Here is a 15,878-nt window from a genome sequence, read left to right on the forward strand (position 1 = left end):
TTCTACTCTTGTGTTGGGGCTTTAAACGGTAACAGTTCAGATGCGTTTGCTTTATAAGATTGTATATTAATATCTTCTTGGCGCAGAAAACGCCGAACTCCATCATGAAAAGCAGGTTCTGCTAACCAATGATTTGAATAGCAATAGACAGGTTCAAAACCACGCAATATTTTGTGTTCACCCTGGGTACCTGGATTGAAAGTACTGATATTGTGCTCTATGCAAAACTCAATACCTTGATAATAACAACATTCATAATGTAGATTGCTTATGTCTTCCAGCGCTCCCCAATAACGACCATAGAGTTGTTTATCGTCGAACATATAAAATGCGCTCGCTAAGGGAATATCATTACGTGAGGCGATAACAAGCAATATATTGCGATCCATTGAATGATAAAGTCGGGTAAAGAAATCTCGATTTAGGTATCCCTTGTGGCCACTGCGTTTCAAATACGTTTGCTGATAGCACTGATAAAAAAAGTCCATATGTTCAGCAGTGATTTTTTCACCATAAATTCGCTCAATCTGCACGCCCTGTTCGTATACTTTACGCCGTTCGTTGCGAATCGTTTTACGGCGCCTTGATGTGAGGGTCGCGCAAAAGTCGTCGTAATCTTGATAATTGCGATTAAACCATTGAAACTGAACGGCCCGTCGCATCAAATGCTGCTGTTGATTTAACGCCTCACTTAGTGATTCTGGTACAAATAACCAATGCATAGAGGACAGTCCGTTTTGTTTAGCGTGCTTCTGAATAGCGTTACATAGTTGGGGGAGCAATTGCCCTTGGTCGACATCTTTTTTCAACATTAAGCGCGCCCCTGGAACGGGTGTAAAGGGGATAGCGCAAACCAATTTAGGGTAATAATTCAGACCGTGTTCGCTATATGAATTGGCCCACGCGAAGTCAAATACATATTCGCCATAACTATGATTTTTGATGTACAAGGGTAGAATGCCTACCAACGTGTCGTTCTGATATATGGTGAGATGCTGTGGGTGCCAACCTGTTTGTGGTTCAACCGAATGTGAACGCTCGAGCGCTTGAATAAAGGCGTATTGATGAAACGGATCACATTGATATGCCAGCGCATGCCAACTATCTCTGTCGATTTGCCCTATGGCGCTTAGAAACTTAAAATTAAACATTTGGCGCATAACACTCTACAGGACCCTTAGATTGGGAGATTATATTACCTGATATGACAGATAACGATAGCAAGAACATTAAATATAGTATTACCAAATATTTATCTATGCGCGAGCATGGTTACCGTGAATTATTAAAAAAGTTATTAGCAAAGGGTTACGACAAGGCTCTTTGTGAAGCACGCATAAAACAGTTTAGTGACGCAGATATTCAAAGTGACTTACGTTTTGCTGAAATGATCGTTCGAAGTCGAGTGGCTAAGGGAGTAGGTGAACAACGCATTCGCAATGAACTGATTCAACATGAAGTGGCTCGCGAATTAATTGAACGGGCTATTGTTGAACAAGAAATTGATTGGGATGCATTGATATTGCAAGTAGCGTTTAAAAAATTTGGTCGTAAACCAGCAAAGGATTGGCATGAGCAGCAAAAACGTAACCGTTTTTTGCTGTATCGAGGGTTTAGTCACGAGCAAATTAATGCAGTGCAAAGCCGTTCCTAAGTGCAGTGAAGTCACTTAACAAGTCAGCAGAAAACATGCTATCGTTGCTAACTAATTAATAGTTAGAAATGGCCATTTGAGGCCATTTTTACCCTCAAATCAATAAATGTTGTTTCAGGATCATCAATGAGTAAGAGCACAGCGCAAATTCGGCAAACCTTTTTAAACTTTTTCGCTGATAAAGGGCATCAAAAAGTTTCTAGTTCGTCTCTGGTTCCAAGTGACGATCCCACTCTGTTATTTACCAACGCAGGAATGAACCAATTTAAAGACGTTTTTCTGGGCACCGAACAACGGAAATACACACGGGCTGTTTCTTCTCAGCGTTGTGTTCGAGCCGGTGGTAAACATAACGATTTAGAAAACGTTGGCTATACCGCGCGTCACCACACATTTTTTGAAATGCTCGGTAATTTTAGTTTTGGAGATTATTTTAAAAAAGAAGCTATCGGCTACGCATGGGCGTTTTTGACTGAAGAATTAAAGTTACCCAAAGATAAATTATTGGTGACCATCTACTCAGAGGACGATGAAGCATTTGATATTTGGCATAATGATATTGGTATTTCCAAAGAGAAGATTATCCGTATTGCCACTTCAGACAATTTTTGGTCGATGGGTGATACAGGCCCTTGTGGACCATGTTCTGAGATTTTTTACGATCACGGTGAACATATTTGGGGGGGACCTCCAGGTTCACCTGAAGAAGATGGTGATCGCTTTATCGAAATATGGAATTTAGTTTTCATGCAGTTCAATCGTCAAGCTAATGGCGATATGCAGCCGTTACCTAAGCCATCTATTGATACAGGCATGGGATTAGAACGTATATCAGCTATTTTACAGAATGTGCATAGCAACTATGAAATTGATATCTTTCAAAATTTGATTAAGGCCACTGCAGATTTAGTTGGAACGACAAGTCTTGAAGACAAATCTTTACGTGTAGTCGCAGACCATATTCGCTCTTGTAGCTTTTTAATTTCTGATGGCGTGATGCCATCAAATGAAGGTCGTGGTTACGTATTACGCCGTATCATTCGCCGTGCTGTTCGCCACGGAAATAAACTCGGCGCTCAAGGTGTATTTTTTTACAAATTAGTGGCCGCCTTGGCCGAACAGATGGGGGATGCTTACCCTGAGTTGATTGAACAGCGAGCGTCTATAGAGAAAGTGCTGCGCATCGAAGAAGAACAGTTCTCGCGTACACTTGAGCGTGGCATGCTTATTCTAAATGATGCCCTAGCAGATCTTGAGGGTAAGGTAGTGCCAGGTGAAGTGGTATTTAAACTTTATGATACATATGGCTTTCCAGCTGATTTAACCAATGATGTTGCCCGGGAAAAGGGTCTGAAAATTGACGAAGAAGGCTTTGAGCAAGCAATGGCTCAACAGCGAAAGCGAGCTCAAAAAGCCAGTCAGTTCGATGTCGATTACAACGAACAATTACGCAGCGAGCAAGAATCTGTATTTGTCGGCTACGAACACGAAGATAATGCGGCTCTAGTGCGCGAAATATTCTTTCAAGGGGAGTCTGTCAATGAGCTAGCTCCAGATGCAACTGGTACCATTATTCTTGATGAAACATCATTTTATGCTGAGTCGGGTGGTCAAGCTGGTGATACAGGGGTGCTAGTTACTGATAAAGGGGGATTCAACGTAACCGATACTGTGAAACTCGGTAAGGCGATCGCGCATAAAGGGGTGGCAACAAGTACCATACGCGTTGGAGATAAAGTCGAAGCTAAAGTTGATTGTGCTAGACGTCAGGCTATTAAACTTAACCACAGCGCCACGCATTTGATGCACGCTGCGCTGAAATCTATATTGGGCGACCACGTTAATCAGAAAGGTTCATTGGTGCAACCTGAGCGCTTACGATTTGATTTCTCTCATTTTGAAGCTCTTACGAAGAAAGAAATCTTAGCAACCGAAACGATGGTTAACGAACAAATTCTTGCTAACCATGCATTACAAACGCGTCTAATGGGACTAGAGCAAGCAAAAGAGGCCGGTGCAATGGCTTTGTTTGGTGAAAAGTACGATGACGATGTGCGAGTGGTGTCGATGGGCGATTTTTCTATGGAATTGTGTGGCGGCACGCATGTTACGCGTACAGGTGATATCGGTCTATTCAAGATTATTTCTGAAAGTGGCATCGCTTCAGGCGTAAGACGAATCGAAGCGGTTACTGGGTTAATGGCTTTACAACATGTACAACAGCAAGCTAGCGAACTAAGCTCCCTCAGTGGTGTCTTAAAAACAGACGTGAGTAACGTGGGAGAGCGAGTAGCGCAGCTTATCGAGCAAACAAAGACACTTGAAAAAGAAGTGACTCGTCTCAAACAGGACATTGCTAATAGTGCTGGAAATGATCTTTTATCTCAGGTTAACGAAATAAAAGGGGTAAAAGTCTTGTCTTATCATGTACAAGGCATTGAAAGTGGCGCATTACGCTCCATGATAGATGATCTGAAAAACCAAATCGGTAGCGGCATCATTTTATTAGGTGTTGCCAATAACGATAAGGTGAGTCTAATCGCAGGTGTGACGAAAGACTTAACTCAAAAAGTGAAAGCTGGTGAGTTGGTTAATTTTGTTGCCCAGCAGGTGGGTGGAAAAGGTGGTGGACGCCCTGATATGGCCCAAGCTGGTGGCTCTCAACCAGAAAATTTAGACCAAGCAATTGCTTCTGTTGAAGGTTGGTTACAAGACAGACTATAAGCGTAATATCGACTAATTTTTGAGGTGACAACAAGAATATGGAAAAGTCGGGTGTGTAATTCTTTGGTTATTTCAAAGAGATACGCTAGTTTTAAATTAGGGATTATTTTTTTGTAAACGGATAAGGAGCTTAGAATGCTAATTTTGACCCGTCGTGTTGGTGAAACCTTAATGGTCGGTGACGAAGTCACGGTAACGGTATTAGGTGTTAAAGGTAATCAGGTAAGAATTGGTGTGAATGCACCTAAAGAAGTATCTGTTCACCGAGAAGAGATTTACATGAGAATCCAAGCTGAGAAAAATGGTCAGCTGGCCGGTCATGAACAAGCAACATCAGACGAAGATAATTAATTTTATCGTTCACTGAAAAAAAAGCTGGGTTTTCCAGCTTTTTTTATGCATTCAATTTCCCTTTCATTAGAATAAATTGGTTGTTAGTTCGATGGATTATTGCTCGTTAAAGACGTTTTTTGTACGAACGGCTCAAAATACCAGCAAGTAGATTAAATCTTTCTAAAAAGTGTTTGACTTACTCCTGAGGCTCGGTAAACTTCGGCTCCAGATTTAGGAGAGACACCAAACGGTGAAAGGCGCTTCCCAAGCTAAGGAAGTTAGGTAAATTAGGCCTTTGTTAGATAGATATGTTTTGGCATAATAACTAACTCAAATAAATCAGTAGCAACAATTTGACGGTTTTCCGGAGAGGTGGGTGAGTGGCTGAAACCAGTTCCCTGCTAAGGAACCATACGTATTACTCGTATCGAGGGTTCGAATCCCTCCCTCTCCGCCATAACATAAACGGTAATCAATAGATTATTAAGAAGCTTAGACTAAAGGACATAAGCTTAGGTAAAACAAGGTAGAGTGCCTAGTATGTTTTACCGGATAACAATTTTGCGCATGTAGCTCAGCTGGATAGAGTTCCTGGCTACGAACCAGGCGGTCGGAGGTTCGAATCCTTCCATGCGCACCATTTTTAAGTTTAATATATTAGTCTAATATTAAATTACCCTGTTTGCGCATGTAGCTCAGCTGGATAGAGTTCCTGGCTACGAACCAGGCGGTCGGAGGTTCGAATCCTTCCATGCGCACCATATTAAAAAACCCACTATTAAGTGGGTTTTTTTTTACCTGCAGCATAATATCACTGTTGTTTAAGTACCTAGCGTCTCCAGCCATTAAGCGTTGAAGTTTTTACATCCCTATTCTCAGTTACATCATTCAGCGCAATCCAATATATAAATTTATCGATGATCTATAAGCTAGCGGTAGCTCTAGATACAGATTTGTAATGCGGCGTAAGGAGAAACCTTTACATTATCTATTTGGTTCAGGTTGAATCGGATATTTAGTATTAATGGCTATTTCTTGGGTAATAATGCAATAAAAGTGAATTGTTTCTTATTTTTTATTCTTTTTTGGTCACCCTAAAAAGTTGTTTTCTGCCAGCTCACATGGTACTTATCGAGTCGTTTTGTCAGTTACCGGAGAAATACTAACTATGCAACCTGATGTTATGTCGTTATTACTTGAAGCTGGGATGCTCCTTTTAGTGGGTATGTCAGTTGTTTTTCTCTTTTTGACGTTACTGATTGGTGCGGTAAACGTGATTGCTTGGGCTTCAGCTAAGTTTCCTGAAGAAGTCCCTAAGTCGGTCAACAAGGCTCGTAGCAGTAGTAGTCCAACGACCAATCAGTCAGGTGTGCCAGCGCCAGTTGTTGCAGCGATATCTGCCGCTGTCGAACAGTATCGCCGCCAACACTAAATTTTATTCATTGTTAATTAGGAACCCAAGATGTCAAAACCTTTAGCCATCACGGATGTTGTGCTGCGTGACGCACACCAATCATTACTCGCTACTCGCATGCGTATCGAAGATATGTTGCCCATTGCAGCGAAGCTTGATCAAGTTGGATACTGGTCATTAGAAACCTGGGGAGGCGCGACATTTGATGCGTGTATTCGTTATCTTGGTGAAGATCCTTGGGAGCGCATTCGGTTGCTCAAGCAAGCGATGCCCAAGACCAAACAGCAAATGTTACTGCGTGGACAGAACTTACTGGGTTATCGTCACTACGCAGATGACGTGGTAGAAAAGTTTGTAGAACGGGCTCATACGAGTGGTGTCGACGTTTTTAGAATCTTTGACGCGATGAATGATATACGGAATCTAAAAACAGCGGTCGGTGCAGCGATTAAAGTGGGTGCTCATGCCCAAGGAACTATTTCCTATACGGTCAGTCCGGTCCATTCCTTATCGCTTTGGTTAGATATGGCTAAGCAACTCGAAGATTTGGGCGTTCATTCCATTTGTATTAAAGATATGGCGGGACTACTTAAGCCGTATGTCTGTGAAGAGCTTATAACTCGCCTTAAGGAGACCGTGAGCGTGCCAATTGCTATGCAGTGTCATGCTACCACTGGGTTAAGTACTGCGACGTACCAGAAGGCGATTGACGCTGGAATTGATATTCTCGATACGTCAATATCTTCCATGAGTATGACCTATGGTCACACAGCAACAGAGACAATAGTCTCGATCGTCGAAAATACGCCTCGTGACACTGGGCTAGACTTGCCTTTATTAGCTGAAATAGCAGCTTACTTTAGGGATGTTCGTAAAAAATATGCCAAGTTTGAAGGCAGTTTAAAAGGCGTTGATGCTCGTATTCTAATTGCGCAAGTTCCCGGTGGCATGTTAACGAATATGGAATCTCAACTGGTAGAGCAAGGTGCTCAAGATAAGCTCGACGAAGTGCTTAAAGAGATCCCGCGAGTGCGTGAAGATCTCGGATTTATACCTTTGGTAACACCGACCTCTCAAATTGTCGGTACTCAGTCTGTGCTTAATGTGTTGACCGGTGAGCGTTACAAAAGCATTACCAAAGAAACCGCTGGTGTGTTGAAAGGCGAATACGGTGCCACTGCTGCGCCGGTAAATAAAGAGCTACAAGCAAGGGTGCTTGACGGCAAAGAACCCATTACTTGTCGGCCTGCTGATTTACTTAAAGATGAATTGCCCGTATTGGAGCAAGAACTGCTAGCAAAGGCAAAAGAACAAAACATCGCTTTGGCAGAACACAGAATTGATGACGTTTTAACTTATGCATTATTTCCACAAATAGGGCTTAAATTCTTAAAAAATCGTAATAACCCTGAGGCATTTGAACCAGCACCGAGTGCTGTAGAAGTGAGTGCAGCCCCGGTTGTTTCAAACTCTCCTAAGGCAGTTGAGTCATATTCAGTCCGTGTCGATGGCAAAGTTTACGCGGTAGAAGTAGGTCAGGGTGGTCAGTTAACTGATATTCAACCGGTCGGTGGTGCTGTGCCACTAAGCTCAGCTGCGCCCATTTTACCTGCGGGCCAAGGCGAAGAAGTGTCAGCGCCGCTAGCGGGCAATATATTTAAGATTTTAGTGCGCTCGGGTGAAGTGATCAGCGAAGGTGACGTTATTGTCATTATGGAAGCCATGAAAATGGAAACTGAAATCCGCTCAACAGCCTCAGGTACTATCAGCGATATATTGGTCAAAGAAGGCGACGCTGTGCAATCAGGCCAAACTATGCTGGTTTTGGGTTAAAAGGACGTATTAATGGATAAATTAACCTTACTTTGGCAAAGCACTTCACTGGCCCATTTTGAGATTGGTCAGGTAGTTATGATGGCTGTAGGGTGCTTACTACTGTTTTTAGCGATCGTTAAAAAGTTTGAGCCATTGTTGTTGTTACCAATTGGTTTTGGTGCCATTTTAACCAATATCCCGTTAGCAGGGTTTAGCGACCCTGGTGGTCTGCTTTATTACATTTACCATGTTGGAATTGAAACAGGCGTATTTCCTTTGCTTATCTTTATGGGCGTTGGGGCAATGACTGACTTTAGCGCCTTGATCGCCAATCCAAGAATGTTATTGCTTGGCGCTGCGGCTCAGTTTGGTATTTTTGGAACCTTGTTTGGCGCCATTGCGCTGAACTTGGTGCCTGGTTTTGAGTTTACTCTGAAGGATGCATCAGCTATTGCCATAATAGGTGGAGCTGACGGGCCTACGGCAATCTTTCTTGCGTCGAAGCTTGCGCCTGAGTTACTAGGTGCTATTGCGGTAGCGGCATACTCTTACATGGCACTAGTGCCTATCATTCAACCGCCTATCATGCGGCTGTTAACCACAGAAGATGAAAGAAATATCAAAATGGCGCAGCTTAGAGTGGTTTCTAAACGTGAGAAAATCATTTTCCCGTTGGCTGTGTTGTTAATGACAATTCTCTTTTTGCCCTCAGCAACGCCTTTGATCGGTATGTTTTGTCTTGGTAATTTGATGAAAGAATCAGGGGTAGTCGATCGTTTAAGCAATACTGCACAAAATGAATTGATTAATATCGTGACAATTTTTCTTGGCTTAGCGGTGGGATCGAAGTTATCTGCTGATAAATTTTTAACCCTTGAAACCCTTGGTATTCTAGGATTAGGCGCGATTGCGTTTTCAATCGGAACCGCAGCAGGAATATTAATGGCTAAAGCGTTGGGCAAATTTTCTAGTGAAAAAATTAATCCCTTGATTGGTGCTGCAGGAGTTTCAGCTGTGCCGATGGCTGCGCGGGTGGTAAATAAGGTTGGCTTGGAAACCAATCCTCATAATTTCCTATTGATGCATGCCATGGGTCCCAACGTTGCTGGAGTATTAGGTTCAGCTGTGGCGGCGGGTATTTTACTCGCATTAGTAGGGTAGGTAAGTCGTAGTTATGGTTTCACTTAACTGATTAGATGCATCTGCTAATAATCAGTTAAGTGATGATGGAATACCTTGGGAATGCCTTACTAATCTCGATGTACTCAATATTACTGGCAGTGTAAGAAGAGTTTTAAAGCTTAGTCTTGTCCATTGATTAAGGCTTGATGAGCGTGAACGAGCCTTTTGGTATATTCATCCTTTGGCCAATGAAAAATCACTTCTGTTTTACCTGACTCTACAACCTTGCCATGTTTCATCACCAATATTTTGTCACTAATGTGACGCACTATTCCTAAGTTGTGCGAGATAAAGATAAAGCCCAAGCCAAGTTCTCTTTGCAGCTCCATCAATAGATTAACGGTTTGCGAGCGTACTGATGGATCCAGTGCTGCGAAAGGTTCGTCTGCAACAATAACTTGTGGGTTCAGTATTATTGCTCTGGCAAGCGCTACGCGCTGTTTTTGTCCGTCAGAGAGCATATGACGGTAAAAAAAACGATGTTCAGGTAGCAAGCCAACTAGTCGTAATGTCTCTTCGACTTTTATGATCCTAGCTCGCCCATCAAGGTTGGTATTGAGCTTCAGTGGCTCTTCTAATATGGATCCTAACGTTATACCAGGATTCAGTGATTCATTACTATTTTGAAATACCATACGAATATTAAGCACGCGGTGTTTATTATCATACTGCTCTAGTTTACGTTCATTAAGATATATTGAGCCGCTATCTGGGCGCTCTAAGCCAACAAGTAACTTTGCAAGTAGCGATTTACCGGAGCCATTTGCGCCAACAATAGCTAACGTTTCACCTGCCTGAATACTGAAATTAACAGGACCTAACGTAAACCTTTTTTCCTTGTGCTGCCAACGTTTACCATGACAGTTTTCGAATGTTAGGTTTTCAACAGAGAGTAAATCGTTCACTTTTGATCTCGGTGTAATGGAAAATGACAACTATAAGTATGTTCATGAATTCGACGAACTTCTGGCACCTTTACGCATTCTCGGCGTGCCCTAGGACATCGAGGTCCCAACCTACAGCCTATCGGTAAATGTTGAAATGTAGGTATCGTGCCACCTAGTGAACTTAAAGGTGATTTAGGCGGCAAATCAGTACGGAAGCTTGGGGCACTTTCAAGTAATGCCTTGGTATAGGGGTGCAACGCCCGTCGACGTAGTTGGTTCATACGCCCACTTTCAACGGTTTGGCCACAGTACAATACGGTCATATGGTCCGCCATACTGGAAATAGCTAATAAGTCATGACTTACAAAAAGTATGCTGAGTTTTCGAACTTGATTGACGCGTGTCAGTAATTTCAATATCTGACTTTTGTCAGTGATTTCCATGCCCCGGGTCGGATCATCTGCAATAATTAATTTAGGTTGTGAGGCTAACGCCATGGCGATCATAAACTTTTGACAGATATCATTCGGAATTTGATGCGGTAGGCTGCGCATATATGCTTCATGATGTTTTATGCCGACCCGATGTAGCAGTTCCGATGCGTATTTCTTGCGCTGTTTTGCACGATTCCAAAACATACCTTTTTCAAGGTTGGTGGCCAAAATAACTTCTTTTAGCTGGTTACCCAAGGTCACTATAGGATCGAGCGAACTTTTTGGATTCTGAAATATGACCGAAATATCTGAACGAATAATTTTACGTCTTTCACGCACTGACATCTTGAGTAAATCTTGTCCTCGCCAAGTCATACGATCTGCGGTTATCCGCCAGCGGTCAGAAATAGCCCCTACGATGGCTTTGACGATAATACTTTTACCTGAACCTGATTCACCTACAAGTGCATGAATTTGTCCTTCAGTGATAACAAGATTTATTTTATCTAATGCTTTGATCCAACCACTTTGCGATTCGATTTCTAATGTCAGGTTTTTAATATCGAGCAAAATCATTAACGTAGCAACCTGTAACGTAATGCGGAGCGCAAACCGTCACCGACTAAATTAATTGACATCATCATGAAAAATATAGCCGCACCTGGTAGCGCGATATTCCAAGGTGTTACATAAGCAGTAGACAAGCCTTCGGATAATAATGCACCGAGTTCTGGGGATGGCGCCTGTGCGCCTAAATTTAAGAAACCTAGGGCACTAATATCAAGAATTGCTACAGATAATGCAAGGGTGACCTGCACAACAAGCATTTCAGCCATATTAGGCAAAATAGAATTGAAAAAAATATGCACTTTACCTGCACCATCTAATTGAGCGGCTAGCACGTATTCTTTTTTCATTTTTTGTCGCACGATATCTCGTGTTTGGTGAATAAATTGTGGAATTAGGGCGAGTGAGATAGCCCACATACTGTTAACAAGACCAGTACCGACAATCGCGATAATAATAATCGCGATAAGTAGAGTAGGGATGGCCATAATGGAATCTAATAAATGATTGACCATACTGGAGCGAAATCCTTTACTCATGCCAGCCATCGCACCGAGTGCTACTCCAATCAACATTGATACAACAACGAGTAATAAGCTTATCCCGAAGGTCATTCTACAACCGTAAAGAATCCGCGAAAGCATATCTCTGCCTAAACCGTCGGTTCCAAATAAATGGCTTATGTCACCGTTGTTGTCCCACGCTGGGGGAACCAACAAAAAATCAATATGTTGCTGAAGCGGATCAAATGGCGCTAAAAAGGGGCCAAATATCATAATAAATATAAAAAAGATAACGCAATATAGACTCACAACCGCGGCATGATTTTCTTTAAATTCCTTCCATGTATTTTGTATCGGAGAAGGATAAAATTCTTCTTGGTATAAATTAAGACGTGGCATCTTCAGGCCTTCTGCGAGCGGGATCAAAAATTTGGATGACCATATCGCTAGTGATGGTAAATGTTAGAACGAGTGCGGAAACCGCTAACATTCCTGCTCTAATAGCGGGAAAATCTCGCTGATAAATCGCTTGGATTAGGCCATTGCCAATGCCCGGCCAAGAAAATATAGTTTCGACAATCATGGCGTTAGTCAGCAAGGTTGTAAACTGCATTACCAGTAGTGGCAAAATGGGTATTAACGCATTCTTAATACCATGACGCACAAACACCTGTCTGGGGCTCAAGCCTCGTGCATAGGCCGCTTGAATATATTCGCTGTTCATTACTTCGACTACAGAACGACGTGTAATACGCAGTACTATAGTAGAGGTGACAATGGCAATAGAGACGCTCGGTAACACCAAATGACGCAAGGCATCTTGGAATGCAAATTCTTTATCTGGCACGTCACTCAGCAAAATATCGATTAAGATAAATCCTGTGTCGTACGGAATATCATAAAGAAGGCTAATTCTGCCAGAAAGCGGAAACCAACCTAGCTGGACTGAGAAGAGTAAAATTGCAATTAATGCTGCCCAGAAAACGGGAATTGAATAACCAATGACGCTGGCTGATAGAAGTGAATAATCGATAAATTTATGATGACGCAAACCGGAAAGAAAGCCCAGTGGTAAACCAATGACAAAGGAAATGATGAGCGCGTATGCACTGAGTTCAACGCTGGCCGCAAGGGAACGACTAATTTCCTCAGCAAGAGGCAGCCCTGAACTAAAACTTAATCCCCAATTACCGCTAAAAAGATTATTTACATAATGCCAATACTGACTAAAAAGTGAATCATTCATCGCATATTGTTGCGCTAATAGAGCGTAAGTTTGCTCTGAACTATCGCGGATACCGGTTAGATTAACCAACGGGTCTCCTGGAAAAAGGTAAGCCAAAGAAAACGAGAAAAAGCTCAGTATAAACAAGGTCAATATAAGTAAGCTGATGTGGCGTAACATAATTCTTAGCATTATGGCTTACTCACATTTCTAAATTGAATACCGCCATAAGGGTTTATCTCAATGCCAGTGACATCGTCTCGATAAGCCTGATATCGAAACGCGTGTGCTATTGGCATAAGGGGCATTTCTTGGCTAATAAGTTCAATTGCCTTACTGTAAAAGTAAGCGCGATCTTCTTGGTCTGTATAGGTTAATGCTTTGTCGATAAGGGTATCGTACTCTTTAGAGCACCAACGGGCACGGTTGGTACCTGAATCGATAGCTGCACAAGTTAACAGTGGTCGGAAAAAGTTGTCAGGATCACCATTGTCAGCTGACCAACCAATCAATACTGAATCATGTAAGCCCTGATTTAACCGCGCGCGGAAAGTAGACCATTCGTAGCTGATAATGTTTGCATTAATACCTACATCCCTTAAATAACGTTGCATTAGCTCGGCCATTTTCATGGCATTGGGGTTATATGCTCGCTCGACGGGCATCGCCCAAATGGTCATGCTAAATCCTTCTTCAACCCCGTTTTCACGCAATAGTCTAGTCGCTTCTAGGGGATTAAAACTTGTGTTTCTTGAGTCAGGTTGAAACGCCCAGGATGATGGAGGAATAATTGAAGCGGCAGGTATCGCGCTACCGAAATAGATAGCTTCAAGTATTGCGTTCTTATCTATAGCCAATGCTAGCGCACGGCGTACTTGGGGATTGTTAAACGGTGGTTTTGATGTATTAAACGCCCAAAACCCTACGTTCAAACCTGGTTTTTCGTCCAATATCAGTTCTTTGCGTTTACGAATGACATCTAGCTGGCTATGAGTAGGAAACGCCATCGCATCGCATTCGCCGGTCATTAACTTAGCAAGACGCAGTGAACTTGATGGGGTGATATCGAAAATAAGTTGCTCAGTGGTACTGCGCTCCCGCCAATATTCTGTGTGTGCGTCAAAGCGAACAAACCTGTCTTGGCGAAAGCTATTAAATTTAAACGGGCCCGTTCCTATCGGTTGAGTATCAATAAGTTCAGGCGTTCCTGCTGCTTGAAGTTGCTTCGCATATTCGGCAGATAAAATAATTGAAAAATCAGTGGCTAAGTTGGCTAAGAAAGAACTTTCTGGTCTAACTAACGTTACCTCAACTCGATAACGGTTGATGCGTTCAATGCTGCCTATTAAATCGTCCAAGCCTACGCTATTAATATAAGGATAACGACCGCCTGATACATCGTGGTAGGGATGGTTTTCATCACGCCAGCGGTTGAAGCTGAACACGACATCATCCGCATCAAATGATCGTGATGGCGTGAAATAAGCCGTACTATGAAAGGCGATATCTTTACGAAGTTGGAACGTGTAGGTCAAGCCATCTGCACTGGTAGACCAGCTGCTGGCTAACCCTGGTACTATTTCCCCCGTGATTAAATCAAAATCCAGTAGGCGATCGTAAATTTGATGAGAGGAAACGTCAACCGTGGTGCCCGATGTGTCGAGTTGCGGATTGAAGCTGGCAGGGTTACCTTCTGAGCAGTATATAATACCATTTGGCTGCTGATGTTCGGTATTTGGGGGGCTACAACCCATCACACCTAATATTCCACCTGAGACTAAACAGACGGAAATGAAGCGAGATAGATATTGCCGACATGCATTCATAGTGGCTATTCTCTGTCTTCTAGCGGATTGTCGAGCAAATTATACTTCTTCAAGTAACCACGTAACTGGTGATAGGTAAGTGACAGTCTATCTGCTGTTTTCTTTTGATTATATTGGCTTTCGGCCAATGCTTGCTTAATTAAATCAATTTCAAAATTTTGCGATAGCTCCTTTAAATCAACCGGGAATTGAAAGCTATTGTTCGTTTCTGCTACTGCATCATGTGTATTTTCCGGTAACGAAGACACTAGATTAGATGCATCCACGGGTAACTCCTGGGCGGATGCTTGCGCTAACTTAATACGATCAGATGTGCGCGTTCTATTGACTGGGCGAAAAGGCGATTCAAAAGGGTCGAGCACAATATTATGCACCGGTATATCAGGGTTATTTGACCGATAAACCGCGCGTTCCACAACATTTTTGAGTTCACGAATATTACCCGGCCAATGATGCTCAAGTAAAATTCGTTTTGCCGTTTCAGTGAAGCCACTGAAAAGCTCCATCTCCAATTCCCGGGCCATATTAATAGCGAAATGTTCTGCAAGCATCATAATATCGTCTTTACGCTCCCTAAGAGGCGGCAAAGTGATAACGTCAAACGCTAAGCGGTCTAATAAATCGGCTCTAAATTCACCGCTTTGGGCTAACGCAGGTAAGTCTTCATTCGTCGCAGCGACCAGACGAATATCCACTTTAACGCTCTTCGAGCCGCCTACGCGTTCAAATTCACCATATTCAATTACGCGAAGTAGTTTTTCTTGAATTAATCCTGATGTGTTCGCCAATTCGTCGAGGAATAAAGTGCCGCTATCTGCAGCTTCGAAGCGACCTTCGCGTCGTTTAGCTGCGCCCGTGAATGCACCTGCCTCATAGCCGAATAATTCACTCTCAAGTAAACTTTCGCTTAAGGCTGCACAATTGAGCTTTGAATAGGTCTGATCCCAGCGCTTTGACAGATAGTGTAATCGGGCAGCCACCCCTTCTTTCCCAGTTCCTCGTTCACCAATAATTAAAACAGGTTTATTTAGTGGAGCAATCTGAGAGATTTGTTCCAGCACTTCGAGAAAACTATTGGATTGTCCTAACAAATTATCTTGTTGGCGAAAGCGGTTCATCAATATCCTCAAAAAGTGGTGTAATCGACTAACTTGTGGTGTATGTAATTATAATTGTAGATCCCAGTACCCACAGAGTAAATTAATATTTGTTTAAAATCAGATATTTAGTAATTAAACTAAGTTGGCCTGCTAATTGAATACTATTAATCAACACGAGCATCCTGCATTTGTTTGATGCTCACCATTAGCCGAC

The 15,878-nt window shown here is 42.5% G+C and carries 13 protein-coding genes and 3 tRNA genes; 9 read left to right on the forward strand and 7 right to left on the reverse strand.

Going from position 1 to position 15,878, the window contains the following annotated elements; genetic code table 11:
• Window positions 1–2 precede the first annotated feature (2 nt).
• On the reverse strand, window positions 3–1,160 hold the full coding sequence (locus GQS54_RS15810; protein WP_166424936.1) for a GNAT family N-acetyltransferase: 1,158 nt from the start codon (window positions 1,158–1,160) through the stop codon (window positions 3–5).
• Window positions 1,161–1,204: 44 nt separating this feature from the next.
• Between GQS54_RS15810 and GQS54_RS15815 the strand changes: the two genes are divergently transcribed.
• The 9 genes from GQS54_RS15815 to GQS54_RS15855 all read left to right on the forward strand — a co-directional run bounded on the left by GQS54_RS15815 (window position 1,205) and on the right by GQS54_RS15855 (window position 9,101).
• A complete protein-coding gene (locus GQS54_RS15815) occupies window positions 1,205–1,654 on the forward strand; it encodes a regulatory protein RecX (RefSeq protein WP_166424937.1) in 450 nt (149 codons plus the stop codon).
• 126 nt (window positions 1,655–1,780) lie between these two features.
• Window positions 1,781–4,378, forward strand: a complete 2,598-nt coding sequence (alaS, locus tag GQS54_RS15820) for an alanine--tRNA ligase (RefSeq protein WP_166424938.1) — start codon at window positions 1,781–1,783, stop codon at window positions 4,376–4,378.
• A gap of 135 nt (window positions 4,379–4,513) precedes the next feature.
• Complete coding sequence (gene csrA, locus GQS54_RS15825; RefSeq protein ID WP_166424939.1) at window positions 4,514–4,729, forward strand: carbon storage regulator CsrA; 216 nt, start codon at window positions 4,514–4,516, stop codon at window positions 4,727–4,729.
• Between the two features lie 348 nt (window positions 4,730–5,077).
• Window positions 5,078–5,168 (forward strand) — tRNA-Ser (locus GQS54_RS15830).
• Window positions 5,169–5,274: 106 nt separating this feature from the next.
• Window positions 5,275–5,351, forward strand: a tRNA-Arg gene (locus tag GQS54_RS15835).
• Window positions 5,352–5,395: 44 nt separating this feature from the next.
• Window positions 5,396–5,472 (forward strand) — tRNA-Arg (locus tag GQS54_RS15840).
• A 407-nt stretch (window positions 5,473–5,879) separates the two neighbouring features.
• Window positions 5,880–6,143 carry an OadG family protein gene (locus GQS54_RS15845; RefSeq protein WP_166424940.1) on the forward strand — a complete coding sequence of 88 codons (264 nt, stop codon included), beginning with the start codon at window positions 5,880–5,882 and terminating at the stop codon, window positions 6,141–6,143.
• Window positions 6,144–6,173: 30 nt separating this feature from the next.
• A complete protein-coding gene (oadA, locus tag GQS54_RS15850; protein ID WP_166424941.1) occupies window positions 6,174–7,958 on the forward strand; it encodes a sodium-extruding oxaloacetate decarboxylase subunit alpha in 1,785 nt (594 codons plus the stop codon).
• A gap of 12 nt (window positions 7,959–7,970) precedes the next feature.
• Window positions 7,971–9,101 carry a sodium ion-translocating decarboxylase subunit beta gene (locus tag GQS54_RS15855; protein WP_166424942.1) on the forward strand — a complete coding sequence of 377 codons (1,131 nt, stop codon included), beginning with the start codon at window positions 7,971–7,973 and terminating at the stop codon, window positions 9,099–9,101.
• 140 nt (window positions 9,102–9,241) lie between these two features.
• On the opposite strand, the gene GQS54_RS15860 is transcribed toward GQS54_RS15855, so the two are convergent.
• From GQS54_RS15860 to pspF, 6 genes are read right to left on the reverse strand one after another with little or no spacing between them, the layout of a single operon-like run.
• Complete coding sequence (locus GQS54_RS15860) at window positions 9,242–10,027, reverse strand: ATP-binding cassette domain-containing protein (protein ID WP_166424943.1); 786 nt, start codon at window positions 10,025–10,027, stop codon at window positions 9,242–9,244.
• The gene (locus GQS54_RS15865) at window positions 10,024–11,019 is read right to left on the reverse strand and encodes an oligopeptide/dipeptide ABC transporter ATP-binding protein (RefSeq protein WP_158770710.1); all 996 of its coding nucleotides are present in this window, start codon (window positions 11,017–11,019) and stop codon (window positions 10,024–10,026) included. Before GQS54_RS15865 ends, GQS54_RS15860 begins: the two co-directional genes overlap by 4 nt.
• Window positions 11,019–11,912 (reverse strand): ABC transporter permease subunit, encoded by an 894-nt coding sequence (locus tag GQS54_RS15870; protein ID WP_166424944.1) that lies wholly within the window; start codon window positions 11,910–11,912, stop codon window positions 11,019–11,021. The genes GQS54_RS15865 and GQS54_RS15870 overlap by 1 nt, the downstream gene beginning before the upstream one ends.
• On the reverse strand, window positions 11,899–12,930 hold the full coding sequence (locus tag GQS54_RS15875; protein WP_166424945.1) for an ABC transporter permease: 1,032 nt from the start codon (window positions 12,928–12,930) through the stop codon (window positions 11,899–11,901). The genes GQS54_RS15870 and GQS54_RS15875 overlap by 14 nt, the downstream gene beginning before the upstream one ends.
• Entirely contained in the window at window positions 12,930–14,564 is a 1,635-nt protein-coding gene (locus GQS54_RS15880) for an ABC transporter substrate-binding protein (RefSeq protein WP_166424946.1), read from the reverse strand. The genes GQS54_RS15875 and GQS54_RS15880 overlap by 1 nt, the downstream gene beginning before the upstream one ends.
• A 5-nt stretch (window positions 14,565–14,569) precedes the next feature.
• Window positions 14,570–15,682 (reverse strand): phage shock protein operon transcriptional activator, encoded by a 1,113-nt coding sequence (gene pspF / locus GQS54_RS15885; RefSeq protein ID WP_166424947.1) that lies wholly within the window; start codon window positions 15,680–15,682, stop codon window positions 14,570–14,572.
• Between the last annotated feature and the right edge of the window lie 196 nt (window positions 15,683–15,878).

Origin of the sequence: Paraglaciecola sp. 20A4 (assembly GCF_011378905.1) — a bacterium.
Lineage (GTDB): Bacteria > Pseudomonadota > Gammaproteobacteria > Enterobacterales > Alteromonadaceae > Paraglaciecola.